Consider the following 19,074-nt stretch of genomic DNA (forward strand, 5'->3'; position numbering starts at 1 on the left):
ACAGATGAACCTCCAAAATACAGAAAGAAGGCAGAATTTATTATGCGTAAGGTAAAACTCACCAAAGAATCTACAAAAGATATTCTGGAAACTCTCTTAAAAAGAAGCCCTAATAATTATGGAAAATACGAGGATGCAGTAGCAAATATACTTGCCAAAGTAAAAGCAGAGGGAGATACCGCGTTATTTGCATTTACCAGAGAATTTGATAAAGTCGAAGTGACAGGGGATACGATCCGTGTAACACCGGAGGAGATCGAGGAAGCATACAAGCTGGTAGATCCTTCCCTGATCGATGTGATCAAAAAAGCACTGGTGAATATCCGCAGCTATCACGAAAAGCAGCTTCAGAACAGCTGGTTCACAAGCACAACAGACGGAACCATGCTTGGTCAGAAGGTAACCGCTCTGAACTGTGTAGGTGTTTACGTTCCCGGTGGAAAGGCTGTATATCCGTCTTCCGTGCTGATGAATATCGTTCCTGCAAAAGTTGCCGGTGTTGACCGTATTGTAATGACAACACCTCCTGGAAAAGACGGAAAAGTAAATCCAAGCACACTTGTTGCCGCCAACGAAGCCGGTGCAGATGAAATCTATAAAGTGGGTGGTGCACAGGCCATCGGAGCACTTGCATATGGAACCGAGAGTATTCCAAAGGTTGACAAAATCGTAGGACCCGGAAATATTTTTGTTGCGCTTGCAAAAAAGGCAGTTTATGGATACGTAAGCATTGATTCTATCGCCGGCCCAAGCGAGATTCTCGTTCTTGCAGATGAGACTGCAAATCCTCGTTATATTGCAGCAGATCTTCTTTCTCAGGCAGAGCATGATGAGATGGCATCTGCGATCCTGATCACAACAAATGAGGAATTTGCAGATCAGGTAGATAAAGAAGTCAGAGGTTTTGTTGAGGTACTTTCCAGGAAAGCCATTATCGAGAAATCCCTGGAGAACTTTGGTTATATCCTGATCGCAGAAGATATGGACGAGGCCATTGAGGCTGCCAATGAAATTGCTTCTGAACATATGGAGATCGTCACAAAGAATCCTTTTGAAGATATGATGAAGGTGCGAAATGCAGGTGCGATCTTTATCGGAGAGCACAGCTCTGAACCACTTGGAGATTATTTTGCAGGACCAAACCATGTGCTTCCTACCAATGGGACTGCCAAATTTTTCTCCGCACTTTCTGTAGATGATTTTATCAAAAAATCCAGTATTGTATATTATTCAAGAGAAGCACTCCGAAAGATCCACAAGGACATTATCCAGTTTGCCACATCGGAACAGCTGACTGCACACGCAAATTCCATTGCAGTCCGTTTTGAGGAAGAGGACAAGGAGGATGAATAATGGCAAGAGAAGCACTGATCGAAAGAAACACAAAAGAAACACAGATACGTCTGCAGCTGAACATTGATGGAACGGGAAGTTCCGATATTGATACAGGTATTGGCTTTTTTGACCATATGATGGACGGTTTTACGCGACATGGACTGTATGATCTTACGCTGAGAGTCCACGGTGATCTGAATGTAGATGATCATCACACCATTGAAGATACAGGAATCGTCCTTGGAAACGCTATCCGCGAGGCAGTTGGCGACAAAAAAGGAATCAAACGTTACGGCAGCTGTATCCTTCCTATGGATGAAGTGCTTGTACTCTGCGCAGTAGATCTTTCCGGAAGACCTTATCTTGGATGGGATGCAGAGTTTTCTACAGAAAAAATAGGAGATATGGCTACAGAGATGGTAAAGGAATTCTTTTATGCAGTATCCTATTCCGCTGCAATGAATCTTCACATCAAGATTCTTTCCGGTGGAAACAGCCATCATGTGGCAGAGGCCATGTTTAAAAGCTTTGCAAAAGCCCTTGATGCAGCAACGCAGTACGATTCCCGGATCACAGACGTGCTTTCTACCAAGGGAAGCCTCTGATACAGAAGGAGACCACTTATGAACAAACAGTTGATCCCATGTCTTTATCTTCATTCAGAAAAGGCGGTAACAGGATTTGGACAGAGAAATCTTTTCGGAGACGGAAATGTAGAAACACTTGCAAAATTTTACGGTGACAATGGGGCAGATGAGCTTCTGGTATTTGACTTTTCTTCCACAGATGCGGAGCATGACCGTGCGATCGGAAAAATCCGTGATATCTGTCAGGCATCTGAGATCCCGGTTATCGCAGCGGGAAATATCAAACGTATGGAAGATGTAAAAAAGCTGATCTATGCGGGATGTGCCAAAGTTGTACTGAATTTTTCGAAAGAGAATAATATCAAGCTTCTGGAAGAAGTATCCCGGCGCTTTGGAAAAGAGCGTATGATGATCAGCATCTCTGATCTGAGAGAATTCACAGAAAATCAGGATCTGATCGAAAAATATGCAGACACTGTTCTGGCTCTGGACACTGTCGAAAATGAAATCGCAGAGATTTCTCAGATTTCCATTGTTCTTCATACCGATGAAAACAGATCTGAGAATGTTCTGAAGCTTTTAGGAGAAGCAGCTGTGTCCGGACTTTGCGGTGCTTATGTAAGCAGTCTTGAAAATGATCTGCATACATTTAAGGAAACCTGCGAAGAAGCCAGAATTCCGGTAAACACATATAAAAGTAATATTGCATGGTCGGATTTTAAATTAAACAGTGACGGAATGGTTCCGGTTATTGTCCAGGATTACCGGACGGATGAAGTACTGATGCTGGCCTATATGAATGAGCTTGCTTTTAACACAACATTGAAGCTGGGAAAAATGACATACTGGAGCCGCAGCCGGAATGAGCTCTGGACCAAAGGGCTGACATCCGGACATGTACAGTATGTAAAGGCTCTTACTATTGACTGTGATAATGATACGATCCTTGCCAAAGTGGAGCAGGTTGGAGCAGCCTGCCATACAGGAAACCGTACCTGTTTCTTCAAACCTCTGATGAAAAAAGAGTACGATGATACCAATCCACTTCACGTGTTCCAGAATGTGTATGATGTGATCACTGACCGAAAAGAGCATCCAAAGGAAGGTTCCTATACTAATTATCTTTTTGATAAAGGAATCGACAAGATTTTGAAAAAAGTCGGTGAAGAATGCACAGAGATCGTCATTGCAGCCAAAAATCCGGATAAAGAAGAGATTAAATACGAAATTTCAGATTTTCTTTATCATATGATGGTACTCATGGTGGAAAAAGGAGTCAGCTGGGAGGAAATCACCAGGGAACTGGCGAAAAGATAAATCATATATCATTCAGGAAAAAAGCTTCTGTACACCGGGTCAGAAAAACGGTTACGGAAGTTTTTTTCTGTATTCCCGGAATCCTAAAAAGAATATATACAATTTCGGTTAGGCATGATATACTTATCGTCAAAAGTGCGGAAATATAAAAAAGGAAAAGGGAAACAATCAATGATCAAAATTGATGACTGGATGATTGAAAAAGGAGAGAAGGCACAGGGAAAAATTAAGATCTCAGGAAATGGCATGGCAATGCCGGCAACTGTGATATGCGGAGTGGAAGACGGACCGACGGTCCTGATCACGGCAGGAATACACAGTGCGGAGTATGTGGGAATCCAGGCAGCAATGGAACTTGCAAAAGAATTTCAGCCGGAAGAACTGAAGGGAAATGTGATCATCGTTCCCCTGGTCAATGTCAGCGGCTTTGAGCATCGCACCATGAGTCTGGTCTATGAGGATGGCAAGAACCTGAACCGCGTTTTCCCCGGAGATCCTGAGGGAACGGCTGCAGATCGCATTGCCTATACTATAGTAACGAAACTTTTTTCTATAGCAGATTATTATATCGACCTGCATAGCGGAGATGGTTTCGAACAACTTCATCCCTATGTTTATTATGTAGGGGTTGTAGATGAAAAAACAGCAGAGAAGTCATTACATATGGCACGGCATATCGGCGTAAAATATGTAGTCCGTTCCACAACCGCCACAGGTGGCGCCTATAATTATGCTTCTTCTCTTGGAATTCCAAGTATTCTTATCGAAAGAGGCGGACACAGCTACTGGACCTGGGAGGAAGTAGAACAGGATAAAAGAGACGTCCGTCACCTTGTTTTTCATCTCCAGGGAAAGACGTGTCATGGTCTGAAGCATTACCGTCAGATGCTTCTTGAAAATGTAGTCTATGAATATGCGCCGTATACCGGATGCTGGTATCCATCCAAGAAGCCTGGAGAGTACTTCTTTAAGGGGGAAGAACTGGGTGAACTGAGAGATTACTATGGAAATTTACTTTACACGTCTATTGCAACTGAAAACGGAGTCGTACTTTATCAGACAGCCAGCCTGAATATCATTGAAGACGGACCGATGATCGCATATGCGGCGATCACAGATACTCTGACCTGATAGTAAACAATCTTTTCAGAACGCTTCTGTCTGAAAACATATTGAAACAGTAAGAAAACCGGGTTTTACCATTTGCTATTCTATTTGTAAAAACAGCGAGGTAAAATCCGTGTTTTTTTAGCAGATCAGATAAATTTAATTGTCAAATCCCCAATGGGGGATATATACAGTTCAAGCATCTTTAACAAAATTTATGAGTTTTCAAAAAATATAACATTTTTCCATAGACATAAACTATAGTTTTATCGTATAATATTCAAGTAATTTAACAGCATTTGCTGATTTTCACATCAGCCGTTGTAAGTTCCGAGAGGATTAATAGGGAAACCGGTGTAAATCCGGTACGATCCCGTCACTGTAAGGGGGAATCCTCAGACAAAATACCACTGGTCGAGTGCGTGAGAAATAGACCGGGAAGGTGTCTGAGGGTAAGGATCCTAAGTCAGGAGACCTGCTTGCAATTGTTTTAAAATGATTCTTACGGAAGATAGGAAGCATATTTTTTTATGTGCCCGTATTTCATCGCGGGCTTTTTTCGTGCAAATTTCTAAAATTCCATGCATGTTCTGCATAATAAGAATCCAGTAGTTTTTTTATCTAACTCAATTAAAACGGCAATGTTAAAATCGCATCAAATGAGGAAAGGAGTAAAACGTGACAAAGAAACAAATAGGAAAAAGATTTCTCCAGATCATCATTGTATTATTTGGAATCAGCTTTTTCACATTTGGACTGACCTACCTGTCACCTGGTGATCCTGCGGAGATCATGCTGACAGAATGTGGTAATCTTCCGACACCGGAGCTTCTGGAACAAACAAGACATGAGCTTGGCCTTGATCAGCCCTTTCTCGTGCAGTATGGTTCCTGGCTGAAGGGTGTTGTTACAGGAGATATGGGACAGTCCTATTCTTTCAAAATGCCGGTAACGGATAAACTGGTATCCTGTTTCTGGCCAACGCTGAGGATGTCTTTGCTGGCACTTTTGATGATGGTCATTATTTCCATACCGCTTGGAATCCTGGCCGCTGTATATCAGAACAAATTCCCGGATTATTTTGTGAGAGGAATTACCTTTGTGGGAGTATCTGTTCCAAGCTTCTGGCTGGGCCTGATCCTTCTCAGTATCTTTGGTGTTCAGCTTCGCTGGATCAATGTAGCAGGAGGAAGTACGGATTTCAAGTCTATGATCCTTCCGGCACTGACTCTTGCACTTGCCATGTCTGCGAAATATACCCGCCAGGTAAGAAGTGCGGTGCTGGAGGAGCTTCACCAGGATTATGTGACCGGTGCAAGAATGCGTGGAATCAAAGAAAGCGTGATCCTTTGGAAACACGTTCTTCCTAATGTAATGCTTCCGCTGGTAACACTGCTGGGTCTTTCCCTTGGAAGCCTCCTTGGAGGTACCGCAGTTGTAGAGATCATTTACAACTGGCCTGGTATGGGAAATATGGCAGTAAAGGCAATTTCCTGTCGTGACTATCCTCTTGTACAGGGCTATGTACTCTGGATCGCGATCCTGTACATGTGCATCAACCTGCTTGTGGATCTGTCCTACACTTATCTCGATCCAAGACTTAAGGAGGATAGATAATTGAAAAAGGTATTACGAGTATTTAAAGAAAATAAACAGTTCACTCTTTTCTTCATTCTGGGCCTGGTGGTAATTGGCGTTGCGATCTTCGCACCGCAGCTTGCGCCATATGATCCGCTGAATGCAGTTATGACTGAATCACTGCAGGAGCCGAGTTCCGCTCATCCGTTCGGAACGGATAAACTTGGACGAGATCTTCTTTCCCGTGTTATTTTCGGAACAAGAACTTCCCTGATCATGACATTATGTCTGGTTGCGGTGATTTTTGTGATCGGTACATTTTTAGGAGTTATTGCCGGATATTTCGGTGGCGTTGTGGACGCGGTGATCATGCGTATCGCAGATATGATGATCTCTTTCCCCGGCCTTGTACTGGCCATCGCCATTGCCGGTATGCTGGGACCAAACCTGGTAAATGCCGTTATCTCCATCGCGGCTGTAAGCTGGACGAAGTATGCCCGCCTTGCAAGAAGTATGGTTTTGAAAGTCAAGAAGAGTCTTTATATAGAAGCTGCAGTGGTAAACGGAACAAAGACCTGGAAAATTCTTCTTGTACACGTTCTTCCGAACATGGTAACCCAGATGGTGGTAACTGCGGCAGCAGATATCGGAACCATGATGCTGGAGCTGGCTTCTCTTTCTTTCCTGGGATTTGGTGCAACTGCGCCGACACCGGAGTGGGGACTGATGCTGAATGAAGGAAGAACCTACATGGCAAAAGCGCCATGGCTTATGATCTACCCTGGTATTGCGATCGTGATCTGTGTTGTTGTTTTCAATATGCTTGGAGACAGCATCCGTGATGTACTGGATCCGCGCCAGGATTAAAAAACGTTTCTGTAACAAACCAACACCAATAATCAGTATATTTATCTTTAGGAGGATGAAATGAGAAATAACGTAGTTAAAAAAGTGCTGGCTGCTACACTTGCATGTATGATGACTTTTTCTATGACAACAGTGGCTCAGGCAAAGGGCGATAAGAGCAGTGATAAGGAAATCACGATTGGAGTAACAAGCTTTGCAGATACACTTGAGCCGACAGAGCAGTATTTCAGCTGGGTTGTATCCCGTTATGCGATCGGTGAGTGCCTTACAAAATTCGATGAGAACGGTGATATCGTTCCATGTCTTGCAGAAGAGTGGGACAACAGTGAAGATGGAAAAACATGGACATTCAAGATCCGTGAGGGTGTAAAATTCTCCAACGGCGATGATATGACACCGGAGATGGTAAAAGCTTCCATCGAGCGTACAGCTGAGAAGAGCGACCGTGTTCCGGAGTTCTTTGACCTTGATAGTATTGAAGTTGACGGACAGAACCTGATCTTCCACCTGAACAGAGCAAACGCAAACATGGCCGGATGCCTTGCAGACCCGCTGTTTCTGATCGTTGATACAAATGTTGATGATTCCACATTTGCAATGGAAGGACCGATCTGTACAGGACCTTATGCAGTAGAGTCTTTCAGCCCGACAGACTCCTGCGTTGTAGTAAAGAATGAGAACTACTGGGATGGCGAAGTTCCGCTTGACAGAGTTACTCTGAAATGTGTCGATGACCAGACAACACGTTCCATGGCTCTTCAGACAGGCGAGATCGATATCGCTTACAACCTGAAAACAGAGAACCTGGTTGAGTTTGAGGGAAATGACAATTACGACATCCAGGAGCTTCAGTCTCTTCGTTCTACTTATGCATTCATGAACCAGAATGAGGATCATGCACTCAGCGACAAGGCACTTCGTCAGGCACTTCTCCGTGGACTTGACAAAGAGACATACTGCAACACTCTTCTTGAGGGTGGTGCAACAGCTGGTAAAGCACCGGTTCCGCCAACACTTGACTTTGGATTTGATGATCTCAACGATGAAAACTCTTACGATCCGGACAGCGCTAAAAAGATCCTCGAGGATGCTGGATACAAAGATGTTGATGGCGACGGATATGTAGAGACTCCGGACGGAGATCCGCTTGTTCTTGATTTTGTTATCTACACAAGCCGTGCAGAGCTTGGTGTATACGCACAGGCAGCACAGGCCAGCCTGAAAGAGATCGGTATCAACGTAAACCTGAATACAGTAAGTTATGAGACACTTCTTGACATGAGAGATTCCGGACAGTATGACCTTCTTATCTGGAACGTACTGGTTGCCAACACCGGTGACCCGGAGAACTACTTAAGAGAGAACTGGTACAGCTCTTCTGCAAACAACACTGCAGGATATAACAATCCGGATGTAGATAAGCTTCTTGATGAGCTTGCTCAGACATTTGATGAGGATAAGAGAAAAGATCTCATCGTTGACATCCAGCAGGATATCATGGACGATGCAGCAACTGTATTCTTCGGATATGAGACAACTTACCTCTTCTCCAATAAGAAGGTAACTGGCGTTAAGATGTATCCGATGGACTACTACTGGCTGACAAAGGATATCACTCTTGCCGAGTAAAGGAGCGTTTATTTATGCTTGAAATCAAGGATCTTTCCGTTCAGTACGGAAAGCAGGCACCTATCATTGAGCATTTCAATCTTTCCATGAAGAAAGGTGAGATCATCAGTGTAGTAGGAGAGAGTGGAAGTGGAAAAACAACTGTTATCCGTGCTGTTCTCGGCGCACTTGCCGGGGGCGGCCGGGTAAGTGCCGGTGATATCCAGTTCAACGGAAAATCTCTGCTTTCCAATACAAAGGATGAATGGAGAAAATTAAGAGGTACCCGTATTTCCATGATCTTCCAGGACTGCGGTGGAACCTTAAACCCGATTCGTAAGATCGGCAGTCAGTATGTGGAATATATTTGCACACATACCGATGTATCCAAAGCGGAAGCATGGAAAAAAGGATGCTCCATGCTTCAGAAAATGCGTCTTCCTGATGCAGAAAACATTATGAAAAGCTATCCGCACCAGCTTTCCGGTGGTATGCGCCAGCGAGTTGGTATCGCCATGGCTATGACATTTAACCCGGAACTTCTTCTGGCAGATGAGCCGACCAGTGCTCTGGACGTTACTACACAGGCTCAGATCGTACGCCAGATGATGGAACTCCGTGATGATTTCGGAACGGGTATCATCATCGTTACCCATAACATCGGTGTTGCAGCCTATATGGCTGACCAGCTGGTAGTTATGCAGCATGGAAAAGTTGTGGATCAGGGAACCCGTGATGAAGTTATGAATCACCCGACCAGTGACTATACTAAGAAACTGCTGGCTGCAGTGCCGGAAATGGAGGGACAGCGTTATGTTTAATGAATCTGATATCGTACTTAGTGCGAAGCATATCGTAAAGCAGTTCCCGGCTTCCGGCGGCAGAACCTTAACAGCCTGCAACGATGTAAACTTAAATGTATATAAAGGAAAAACTCTGGGAATCGTAGGAGAGAGTGGCTGCGGTAAATCAACATTTGTCCGTATGGTCATTTCTCTTGACAAGCCGACCAGCGGTGAGATCCTTTACCATGGAAAAAATCTTGCAGATCTTTCCAAAAAGGAAACCTGGCTGAACCGTCAGAACATGCAGATGGTATTCCAGGATCCGCTTGCTTCTTTTGATCCGAAAATGAAGATCGTGGACATTCTTACAGAGCCACTGATCAATTATGGGAAACTGAAAAAAAGTGAAAAAGAAGCCAAGGCCAGAGAACTTCTGGAGATGGTAGAGCTTCCTGGAGATTTTGTAGACCGTTATCCCCATAACATGAGTGGTGGTCAGAGACAGCGTATCAGTATTGCACGTGCACTTTCTCTGGAACCGGAGATTCTGGTATGTGATGAGGCTACATCTGCACTGGATGTTTCTGTACAGGAATCCGTGATCCAGCTTCTTGTGCGCCTTCAGAAAGAAAAGAATATCAGTATGCTGTTTATCTGTCATGACCTGGCGCTGATTCGTTCTTTTGCTCATCAGATCGCAGTTATGTATCTTGGAAATATTGTAGAGGTAATTCCTGGGGAGGATGTTGCGAAAAACTCTCTCCATCCGTATACACAGGCACTTCTGGGAGCACAGTTTTCCATTCATATGGATCAGCACAAAAAGATCGAGAGTATTGAGAGTGAGGCACCAAGTCCTCTGGACGTTCCTCACGGATGCCCGTTCCAGAACCGCTGTGAGCATTGCATGGAAAAATGTAAAACAACAAGGCCTGTACTTAAGGAAATGGAAGCAGGACATGAAGTTGCCTGCCATTATGTAACTGAGAAATAAAGAAAGGCAAAAAACAGTATGACATTTAAAAACTTAAAAATATTAGGCATTCTGCTGTTGATGCTTGCTGTTTTTGCTGTCAGCGGAAAAAAAGTTTCTGCTGCTGTGGAAGACGGAGATCTTCAGTATACGATCGGTGTTGTAGTATATAATCAGGATAGCCCGGAAATGAACATGTTTATGAGCTATTACAGGGATTATATCCAGCAGGGATTCCCAGTGAAGTTCTATTTTTCAGGAAGCATCAATTCCGCAGAGGATGAGATTGATTTCATTCGTGCAATGAAACTGCAGGGCGTAAGCGGAATCATCTCCTTCTATGGTCAGGATATTCAGAAGATTGTAGAAGCCTGCGATGAAGAAGAGATGTACTATGTTCTTGGTTCCGGAAGCATCAGCGATAAAGATTATGAGCAGATAAAAACAAGCCAGTATTTCCTCGGAAGTGTGGGCCCGGATGCAAAGGCTGATTATGAGGCCGGTTATAATATGGCTGAGTATTTTGCAGATACAGATACAAATAATTACCTCATACCGTCAGGCGGTGCTTCTAAGGGGAACTATATGCATCTCCAGAGAACCATCGGTGTTCTGGAAGGACTGGCTGAAAAAGAAGGTCTGACCTATTCCGAAGATGTGGAAAAACTTGCTGCATCGGAGGAAACAACGGTTGTAGATGCCGGTAAAGATGATATCACCATTACCATCTGTCCTGGATATATGACAGACCCAAAAGGAATCAATAACCTGAAACATGCTTTTGTAGATGGAGATTATGATGCGGTTTTCTGTACTTTCAATGTTGATGAGATCATGAAACTCATTACATCAAAAGAAGAGGAGCAGGGGTCTAACATCAAGGTTGGAGCAGTTGACTGCTTCTCCATGGAAAACCATGATGAGATCAATGATGAGGATTCTTTTGGAAATCCTAAGATTGATTACATTGCCGGAAAATATGCATCCATGGGAGGCCCTGCTTTTGCGATCCTGTATAACGCAATGTCCGGTCATCCGGAGGCAAACACTGACGATACAGATTACAACACAGTTCGTCTGTATCAGGGATTCTGGAATGCATCGGATAAAGATACTTTCAACGAGCTTTACGGATATACACAGGATATTTACGAAAATGCATACAGCTGTGCAGATCTGATGGAAGTGATCAAAGTTTACAATACAGACACCACACCGGAGGCTCTGAAAGTACTGACAGAAGCATATACAGTAGAAGACGTAGAGAAACGTATCGAAGAAAATTAAACAGAAATGTTGAAAAGAGCTGAGCTTGTTTATCGGGTTCAGCCCTTTTTCTTGTTATTTATACAATTTTATACAGAAAATATGTAAAAAATCCCAAAATACCCTTTACTTTCTTAAGTTAATATAATAATATCTATAAATATGTGAAAACATACATGGAAGGGAGAGAAACAATGACAACAGCACATATTTGTATAATGGCAGCCATTATCGTCTATCTGGGTGCAATGATCTTTGTAGGTTATCTGTGCTCCAAGAACAATAATGACAGTTCTGACTTCTATCTTGGAGGCCGAAAGCTTGGACCACTTGTAACAGCTATGAGTGCAGAGGCTTCTGACATGAGCAGCTGGCTTCTGATGGGCCTGCCTGGACTTGCTTATCTTACCGGTATTGCAGATGCAGGCTGGACAGCCATTGGCCTTGCGATTGGAACTTACATAAACTGGAGGATCGTGGCAAAAAGAATCCGCCGCTACACACATGTGGCAGGAAATTCCATTACATTGCCATCCTTTTTCAGTAATCGTTACAGAGATGAGAAAAAGATCCTGCAGTCTATCGGAGCGATTTTTATCGTGATCTTTTTTATTCCGTATACAGCTTCCGGATTTGCAGCCTGTGGTAAACTTTTTGCAAGTCTCTTCGGTGTAAAATATCTGCCGGCTATGATCATCAGTGCACTGGTCATCGTTGGATACACCACACTGGGAGGATTCCTGGCAGCATCTACCACGGACTTTATCCAGAGTATCATCATGTCCATCGCTCTTGTGATCGTATTTGTATTCGGGATCAACACAGCAGGTGGTATTGAAGCAGTTGCAGACCATGCAAGATCATTGCCCGGATATCTGACTATGTTTACTACATATGATCCGACAACCGGAACAGAACAGGCATATCCACTGCTTAATATTATTTCCATGCTTGCATGGGGACTTGGATATTTCGGAATGCCGCATATTCTTCTTCGTTTCATGGCAATCGAAGACGAAGAGAAGCTTACACTTTCCAGAAGAGTAGCAACTATATGGGTAGTGATCTCACTGGCAGTGGCAGTACTGATCGGTGTGGTAGGACTTGGAATGACAGCAGCAGGAGAGTTTGCCCTTCTGGAAGGTTCCGCATCTGAGACAATTATCGTTCAGATCGCAGATCTTCTCAGTAAACATGGTGTAATTGCAGCAATCCTTGCAGGACTCATCCTTGCAGGAATCCTTGCATCCACCATGTCAACTGCAGATTCTCAGCTCCTGGCAGCATCCTCAGCAGTTTCTTCCGACCTTCTCGGAAGCATCCTGAAGGATAAAGAAACAAAAAAAGAAAGCATGGCAGCCGATAAGATCACGCTTCTTCTCATTGCAGTAGTAGCCATGTTTATTGCCCGCGACCCGAACAGTTCTGTGTTTACTATCGTATCCTTTGCCTGGGCAGGCTTCGGAGCCGTATTCGGCCCGGTGGTGCTTCTGGCATTATTCTGGAGACGTTCCAACTGGCAGGGAGCCCTGGCAGGAATGATCTGCGGCGGTTCCATGGTATTCATCTGGAAATACGGAATCAGCAAACTGGGTGGCGCCTGGGGAATCTATGAACTTCTTCCCGCTTTTCTGGTAGCCATCGCAGCAAATATCATCGTCAGCCTTATTACTAAGGCACCATCCAAAGAGATCACCGACGAATTCGACCTGGTAAACCGTAAATAAAATTTTTTCAATAGCTTATATACATATTAGACAAGCCCGATACAGATTGTAGTAAAGAATCTGTATCGGGCTTGTCTTAACAAATAAAGTTACACCGCCAAAGTTTTTCCCTCAAGCTTTTTTAGCAACTGCTCCATTGTTAAATTCAACACCGGATGCCGAAGATACGGTGCGATCTCCACCAGAGGCTTCAGCACAAAATCCCTGTTTTCCATATCAATATGAGGTACATGCAGTTCCACTGTATCAATGATCTCATTATCGTAAAACAGAATATCCAGATCCAGTGTCCTTGGTCCCCAGTGAATGATCCTTTTTCGGTCCGCAGCCTGTTCCAGCACATGCAGCCTGTCAAGAAGCTCCTCAGGAGAAAGCAGCGTCCGGACTCTTAAGGCTCCATTGAGAAACTCATCCTGCTCCACATCCCCGTAAGGCTCCGTTACAAGATACTCTGAAACCTTTTCAACAACAATCTCTTTCATATCTCGAAGCCCCTGGATCGCATTATCCAGGTATTTCTTCTTATCTCCCATATTGGAACCAAAAGCAATATAAGCTGTATGCCAGCCTCGGGTAATTTCCACAGCAACAGTTTTCAGTGGAAGTCTTACCGGAGCCCAGGGCTTTTCAATACGAAGGGTGACCTTTTTTAACAATGGGAGAGAAAGCAGCAGCATCTCTGCCAGATTCTCCACTGCAGCCTCCAGAAGTTTATAAGTATTTTTCTGAAGAAAATCGGTGATCATATGACTGACTTCCCCATAATTGATAGAAGCAGAAAGATCATCTGTCAGCCCTGCCGGACGTGTTTCTGTATACATAACAGCAGAAACAACAAATTTCTGTCCGAGAGCTGTTTCTTCCGGAAACACACCATGGTTTGCAAAAATTTCAAGATCTCTGATTTCGATTTTATCCATCAGTTCCTCCTAGCGCCCAAGAATAGCTTCTGTCATCTGGATGACACGTTTATTTTCTTTGATGTCATGAACACGGACAAATGCACACCCCTTCATAACACCGATCACCGATGTGGCAAGGGTTCCCTCTACACGCTGATCTACAGGAAGATCAAGCGCAAGTCCGATCATGGATTTTCTGGAGGTGCCAAGAAGCACCGGATATCCCAGCTTTCGGAAAAGCTCCAGATTATCCATGGTCATCAGGTTCATCTCATATGTTTTGCCAAATCCGACACCCGGATCAAGGAGGATCTTATCATCGGCAATACCTGCACGTTTGGCGATATTGACACATTCCTGGGTTTCTGCCAGCATATCCACAATAAAATTATTGTATTCGGTATTGTCTTTGTTATGCATCAGACAGCAGGGAGCCTGATATCTGGCAATGACAGGAGCCATTTCAGGATCATATTTCAGTCCCCAGATGTCATTGATAAGATCTGCTCCATGTTTCAGGGCTTCCTCCGCAACACATCCCTTATAAGTATCTACAGAGATGGGGATATCGAAACGCCCTTTTACTGCTTCGATAACAGGAAGAACACGCTCGATCTCCTCCTGTGCACCAACCGGTGTATGCCCCGGACGTGTGGATTCCCCACCGATATCCAGAATATCAGCACCTTCGGCGATCATAGCTTCTGTATGTTTCAGGGCATGATCCATATCATTCCATTTTCCGCCATCTGAGAAAGAATCCGGTGTGACATTTAAGATACCCATAATATATGTTTTATTTTCTACATCAAACTCACGATTTCCGATTTTCATGGAAAAACCTCCTAATATTGGATCGTCATATTTTTTTTGGCAGGAGACCAGTAACATTCCGACTCTGCCTTACAGGAAAAACAGTTTCTGGAGCTTTTGTCCGCAGTATAAAGCAGTTTTCCAAGAACTGTCTGATCCGTCTGAGCTCTGTGACCACGTATTGCCGAAACGATCACTTCGATTTCTTCCATAGAAAATCCAAGTTCATTTAATATTTGCCCGGCAATAGCAGCGCCGGCCTCATCATGAGGCGTACCATCTTCATACTGTCTGGCCCGTCCGATATCGTGAAGAAGAGCAGTACAGTAGATCAGTTCCTTTGAAACAGGAGCATTTTCCTCAAGTGCTCTGATATAGGCAAGGCGTGCCACATCCAAAAAATGCTCCGGTGTATGTCTGCAGAATTCACGGTCAGCTTCCAGCAACTGAAGCTTATTAAGCTCATTCTGATAGAGCGGATGATTCCAGATCTGATTTACTCTGTCCATCAGTCCTTAACCATAGCAAGGAACTGTTTCTGAAGCTCCATATTTTCTTTGAATTCACCTCTGGTGACAGTCGTAACCGTTTTGCTTCCCGGCTTTTTGATTCCACGCATGGTCATGCAGGTATGCTCCGCTTCCAGCATAACCATGATTCCCTTTGGAGCGAGGACACGTTCCAGCGCATCTGCGATCTGCACAGTCAGACGTTCCTGGATCTGCGGTCTTCTTGCGTACACATCAACGGTACGGGCCAGCTTGCTTAAGCCGGTAACCTTGCCATTTGGGATATATGCGATATGAGCTTTTCCGTAAAAAGGCATAAGATGATGTTCACACATGGAATAAAAGGTAATATCCTTTTCCAGAACCATTTCATTGTTCTCTACATGAAACTGTTTCTGAAGATGTTCATCCGCTTCATTATCAAGTCCGCCATAAATTTCCTCGCACATACGGGCGATACGTTCCGGAGTTCCCTGCAGTCCCTCTCTGTCTACATCTTCGCCGATTCCTTCGAGAAGAAGCTTGATCGCCTCTTCAACTTTTGCTTTGTCTACCATAAATAACAACCTCCATTTGTTAAAAAAATCACGTTTTTCGGAGACTGTCTCTTTTATTTTTGCGCATAAAAAAAGATATCTCCAATTGTAATAGAACGTATGTCGAAAAAGCCCTACACAATATGAGATATTCTCTTATATTGCTGCAACGGGTGCGGATCTCATACCGTAAGACGTACTTTTCGTTCTGGCGACAACTCCCCATTCGCCAAACACTTGACGCATAAAATCCTATTTTGCATATCATTCATTTCATGGACAAGTATACCATATACTGATATAAGAAGAAAGGGAAAATGATAAAAAAATATCACAAAAATAGGGAATATGTTCTATGAATTATGCGATAGAATCTATAGATATGTCAGATTTTTGCAGATTATATTCCGGCAAATATAAAAAGAATTATAAAGTGGAAAATCCCGGAACAGAAAAAATGCTGTTCCGGGATCGCAGAGCTGTTAATGACGTATCATTTTCATCAGATTCACAATTCTGTCAAGCTTAGCTACCTCTGTTGAACTTTTCCCCATTTTCAGAACTTCTATGATAGTGGAGATCTCATCAGAGCTGAAATTTAAGCCCGCATTTTTTCCTTTAGAAGCTGCACCCATGATAAATGGCAGAAGTTCGGACGGATTTTTCCCCAATCCCTGATCTGCCAGACCCTGAAGCATTGAAAGCTTCTGAGGGTCCATTCCGGAAAGCCGGGGATTATTTTTCCAGTCATCACTCATGGATTCTCACCTCCTGACGAATCTTCATTCATGATCCGAAGCATCTGGATCGTAGCCATAAGACTGGTGATATGATCGATCTGACGGCGATTTTCTCCGCCACAGCACTTACGGATATCCTGCAGCATTTCCAGAGGATCGGTTCCGGAAAAACCGGTAGCCTGCAGATCGGCTGTTTTACGGCTACTTTGAAAAAGTGACATGGTATTCCATAGTTCCTGGACTTTCGTATACACAGATAAAAACTGCTGCCCTGAAGAAGGAAGGTACGGGATCATAGCCTTCAGCATCTGATTCTGGTCACTTTCCACCATTTCATCCAGAGCAGTACGTGCGATAGGCTCCTGTTCCATAAAAAAGTCCTTTTTCCTGAAATCTATGAATTTGCAGAAAGAAATATGACAGAAACCTTCCCTGGTCATATTATATATAGAAGAAATTTTTCAAAGGAATGCGGTTATGGAATCTGAAAAAAAACAGAAACTTGTCATTGATGGAAATTCTTTTTATGAGATAGATCTGAAATGTCTGGAAGAGAAAAAAAAGAAACAGGAGGAGGCAGAAAAACGGCAGCAGAAAAGGCAGAGGAAATGACCTCTGCCTTTTCAAAAGATCAGCAGCAATTGTTGCAGCCGCATCCATTTCCGCACAAAAGCAGAAGAAGGATGATGATCCAGCAGCTGTCGTTGCAGCCGTTGTTATTACAGCCACAGCCATTGTTGTTTCCGCAGCAGCACATCAGACAGATGATCCAAAGGATACAGGAGCAGCTGTTTCCACCGTTTCCAAACAGGGAAGTTCCGCAGCTATTATTACAGCCACAGTTATTGTTACATCCACATCCCGTGCTGCATCCGGAATCACATCCACATCCGCAATCACATCCACAATTGGTAGCCGCTAAGTCACTCATCGATAAGTCCTCCAGCAAATTTTATTTACACTTCATCATATGGCAGGAGTCCGTCCACAGTTACAAAAAAGTTGACAGTGTTTATTCATTACGATATAATAAACGAAATGTAACAATTTTGTAATTTTTGAGACAAACTAGCTTTTATATCTAAAACAGGAGATGGGGAAAATTATGAAGAGTTTCAGAACAAAAAAATGGCTGAAGGGTCTGATGCTTGCCATGCTGATGATCGTGGGAAGCACAGTCTTTTCTGCTTCTGCAAAAGAGGTACAGGCTGCCACTGCAGGCTTTAAAACTATCGGTGGAAAAACATACTACATAAAAAGTGATGGGAGCAAGCAGAAAGGCTGGATGACCCTGGGCGGATACAAGTACTACTTTAACACAAAGACCGGAGTACAGGTAAAGGGCTGGATGAAAGTCAATGGCAAATATACATACTATTTTACAAAAGGCAAGGGTGTTATGGCAACCGGCTGGATGACAGATTCCAAAGGCCATAAGCGTTATTTCAATCCCAAAACAGGTAAGCTTACCACAGGCTGGATAAACTGCAGCAATGGAAGAAAGCGTTATTTCACAAAAGGCGGAGGCATTATGGCAACCGGCTGGCTCACCAACAGCAAAGGGCAGAAACGTTATTTTTACAAAACTTCCGGTTATATGGCGACCAAATGGGTAAAAAACAAATCCAAAAATATCAGCTACTATTTTGCTCCTGATACCGGTTATATGTGCACCGGTCTGAAAACCATCGATCAGAAAAAATATTATTTTAAATCCAACGGTGTCATGGCAGTAAGTACCTCCGTGACAGTGAATGGAATTACATACTCCATCGCAGCAAACGGAGTGGCCACTGCGAAGACTACCAAACCAAATGTAAATGTCAGCAATGGAAATGTCAAAGTTTACGATACCAAAAACAGCAGATATTACACTATGGTAAAAGAATATAAGAGCCATCCCGGAATAGTCAACGGCAAGACATCCGATGAAGCACTGTTGGCCGCACTTTGTGAATCAGAGGCAGGAGATCAGGGCAAGATTGGAATGGAAGCAGTAGCACTTTGTGTTCTGAATCGTACGATCAAATCAGACAGAGAATTTCCGTCTACGATCCGCGGTGTGATCTATGAGAATATCGGAAGCAGTACAACTCCGCAGTATTCTGTAGTGAGGAACGGTGCCCTTCTTAAACGACTCAATGGTCAGTTCGAGAACCGTACTCTTGCCTATCAGGCTGCAAGGGAAGCCATGACTATTTTCAATAAACATGTTACTTCCGGCAAAGCCAGAACACTCAGCGGATTTAAACAGAAAGATTTTAATTATATGTATTTCATGATGACCAGCTATTTCTGGAACCAGAATCTGAATTTCAGCAAAGTGAAATATGAAACTTATAAAGGCCATACATTTTTTGTAGACTGGGTATAAACAACATAGTCTCCGGCAGTAAACTTTGAACAAACAGGCGTATGGACATA

General features: G+C 43.5%; 20 protein-coding genes and 2 riboswitches. Of the genes, 13 read left to right on the forward strand and 7 right to left on the reverse strand.

Annotated elements, in window-relative coordinates; genetic code table 11:
- Nucleotides 1-42 precede the first annotated feature (42 nt).
- From hisD to putP, 11 genes are all read left to right on the forward strand, one after another.
- The gene (gene hisD, locus MUB50_RS07895; protein WP_244790793.1) at nucleotides 43-1,353 is read left to right on the forward strand and encodes a histidinol dehydrogenase; all 1,311 of its coding nucleotides are present in this window, start codon (nucleotides 43-45) and stop codon (nucleotides 1,351-1,353) included.
- The gene (gene hisB, locus MUB50_RS07900) at nucleotides 1,353-1,940 is read left to right on the forward strand and encodes an imidazoleglycerol-phosphate dehydratase HisB (RefSeq protein WP_244790795.1); all 588 of its coding nucleotides are present in this window, start codon (nucleotides 1,353-1,355) and stop codon (nucleotides 1,938-1,940) included. Before hisD ends, hisB begins: the two co-directional genes overlap by 1 nt.
- An 18-nt stretch (nucleotides 1,941-1,958) precedes the next feature.
- Nucleotides 1,959-3,239 (forward strand): bifunctional phosphoribosyl-AMP cyclohydrolase/phosphoribosyl-ATP diphosphatase HisIE, encoded by a 1,281-nt coding sequence (hisIE, locus tag MUB50_RS07905; protein ID WP_118513546.1) that lies wholly within the window; start codon nucleotides 1,959-1,961, stop codon nucleotides 3,237-3,239.
- Nucleotides 3,240-3,410: 171 nt separating this feature from the next.
- Nucleotides 3,411-4,370 carry a M14 family metallopeptidase gene (locus tag MUB50_RS07910; protein ID WP_244790797.1) on the forward strand — a complete coding sequence of 320 codons (960 nt, stop codon included), beginning with the start codon at nucleotides 3,411-3,413 and terminating at the stop codon, nucleotides 4,368-4,370.
- 284 nt (nucleotides 4,371-4,654) lie between these two features.
- Nucleotides 4,655-4,843: riboswitch (cobalamin riboswitch) on the forward strand.
- Nucleotides 4,844-5,024: 181 nt separating this feature from the next.
- On the forward strand, nucleotides 5,025-5,963 hold the full coding sequence (gene nikB / locus MUB50_RS07915) for a nickel ABC transporter permease (protein WP_118513550.1): 939 nt from the start codon (nucleotides 5,025-5,027) through the stop codon (nucleotides 5,961-5,963).
- Nucleotides 5,964-6,791, forward strand: coding sequence for a nickel transporter permease (gene nikC / locus MUB50_RS07920; protein WP_118368730.1), 828 nt, complete (start codon nucleotides 5,964-5,966; stop codon nucleotides 6,789-6,791).
- Between the two features lie 60 nt (nucleotides 6,792-6,851).
- Nucleotides 6,852-8,420 (forward strand): ABC transporter substrate-binding protein, encoded by a 1,569-nt coding sequence (locus tag MUB50_RS07925; protein WP_118368731.1) that lies wholly within the window; start codon nucleotides 6,852-6,854, stop codon nucleotides 8,418-8,420.
- Between the two features lie 14 nt (nucleotides 8,421-8,434).
- Nucleotides 8,435-9,220, forward strand: a complete 786-nt coding sequence (locus MUB50_RS07930) for an ABC transporter ATP-binding protein (RefSeq protein WP_118368732.1) — start codon at nucleotides 8,435-8,437, stop codon at nucleotides 9,218-9,220.
- The gene (locus MUB50_RS07935; RefSeq protein ID WP_118368733.1) at nucleotides 9,213-10,178 is read left to right on the forward strand and encodes an ABC transporter ATP-binding protein; all 966 of its coding nucleotides are present in this window, start codon (nucleotides 9,213-9,215) and stop codon (nucleotides 10,176-10,178) included. Before MUB50_RS07930 ends, MUB50_RS07935 begins: the two co-directional genes overlap by 8 nt.
- 18 nt (nucleotides 10,179-10,196) lie before the next feature.
- A complete protein-coding gene (locus MUB50_RS07940; RefSeq protein WP_118368734.1) occupies nucleotides 10,197-11,444 on the forward strand; it encodes a sugar ABC transporter substrate-binding protein in 1,248 nt (415 codons plus the stop codon).
- A gap of 173 nt (nucleotides 11,445-11,617) precedes the next feature.
- Entirely contained in the window at nucleotides 11,618-13,150 is a 1,533-nt protein-coding gene (gene putP / locus MUB50_RS07945) for a sodium/proline symporter PutP (protein WP_118368735.1), read from the forward strand.
- A gap of 89 nt (nucleotides 13,151-13,239) precedes the next feature.
- Here the strand turns inward: putP and folK are convergent, their stop codons facing one another.
- The 6 genes from folK to MUB50_RS07975 form a co-directional block, all read right to left on the reverse strand.
- Nucleotides 13,240-14,070, reverse strand: a complete 831-nt coding sequence (gene folK, locus MUB50_RS07950) for a 2-amino-4-hydroxy-6-hydroxymethyldihydropteridine diphosphokinase (protein WP_244790799.1) — start codon at nucleotides 14,068-14,070, stop codon at nucleotides 13,240-13,242.
- A 9-nt stretch (nucleotides 14,071-14,079) separates the two neighbouring features.
- Nucleotides 14,080-14,886: a dihydropteroate synthase gene (folP, locus tag MUB50_RS07955; RefSeq protein ID WP_118513560.1), complete on the reverse strand. Its 807-nt coding sequence runs from the start codon at nucleotides 14,884-14,886 to the stop codon at nucleotides 14,080-14,082.
- An 11-nt stretch (nucleotides 14,887-14,897) separates the two neighbouring features.
- Complete coding sequence (locus MUB50_RS07960) at nucleotides 14,898-15,374, reverse strand: HD domain-containing protein (protein ID WP_244790801.1); 477 nt, start codon at nucleotides 15,372-15,374, stop codon at nucleotides 14,898-14,900.
- Nucleotides 15,374-15,931 (reverse strand): GTP cyclohydrolase I FolE, encoded by a 558-nt coding sequence (gene folE, locus MUB50_RS07965; protein ID WP_118368739.1) that lies wholly within the window; start codon nucleotides 15,929-15,931, stop codon nucleotides 15,374-15,376. Before folE ends, MUB50_RS07960 begins: the two co-directional genes overlap by 1 nt.
- A 144-nt stretch (nucleotides 15,932-16,075) precedes the next feature.
- A riboswitch (THF riboswitch) is annotated at nucleotides 16,076-16,172 on the reverse strand.
- A 220-nt stretch (nucleotides 16,173-16,392) separates the two neighbouring features.
- Nucleotides 16,393-16,668 (reverse strand): hypothetical protein, encoded by a 276-nt coding sequence (locus MUB50_RS07970; protein ID WP_118368740.1) that lies wholly within the window; start codon nucleotides 16,666-16,668, stop codon nucleotides 16,393-16,395.
- The gene (locus tag MUB50_RS07975) at nucleotides 16,665-17,021 is read right to left on the reverse strand and encodes a hypothetical protein (RefSeq protein WP_118368741.1); all 357 of its coding nucleotides are present in this window, start codon (nucleotides 17,019-17,021) and stop codon (nucleotides 16,665-16,667) included. Before MUB50_RS07975 ends, MUB50_RS07970 begins: the two co-directional genes overlap by 4 nt.
- Nucleotides 17,022-17,127: 106 nt before the next feature.
- On the opposite strand from MUB50_RS07975, the gene MUB50_RS16955 reads away from it, so the two are divergent.
- Nucleotides 17,128-17,262 carry a hypothetical protein gene (locus tag MUB50_RS16955; RefSeq protein ID WP_255638896.1) on the forward strand — a complete coding sequence of 45 codons (135 nt, stop codon included), beginning with the start codon at nucleotides 17,128-17,130 and terminating at the stop codon, nucleotides 17,260-17,262.
- A gap of 19 nt (nucleotides 17,263-17,281) precedes the next feature.
- Here the strand turns inward: MUB50_RS16955 and MUB50_RS07980 are convergent, their stop codons facing one another.
- Entirely contained in the window at nucleotides 17,282-17,581 is a 300-nt protein-coding gene (locus tag MUB50_RS07980) for a hypothetical protein (protein ID WP_244790803.1), read from the reverse strand.
- Nucleotides 17,582-17,755: 174 nt separating this feature from the next.
- Here MUB50_RS07980 and MUB50_RS07985 point away from each other — a divergent pair, with 174 nt between their 5' ends.
- Nucleotides 17,756-19,024 (forward strand): cell wall hydrolase, encoded by a 1,269-nt coding sequence (locus tag MUB50_RS07985; RefSeq protein ID WP_118368743.1) that lies wholly within the window; start codon nucleotides 17,756-17,758, stop codon nucleotides 19,022-19,024.
- The last annotated feature ends 50 nt before the right edge of the window (nucleotides 19,025-19,074 follow it).

Origin of the sequence: Blautia sp. NSJ-140 (assembly GCF_022868965.1) — a bacterium.
In the GTDB taxonomy this organism is placed as follows: domain Bacteria; phylum Bacillota; class Clostridia; order Lachnospirales; family Lachnospiraceae; genus Blautia_A.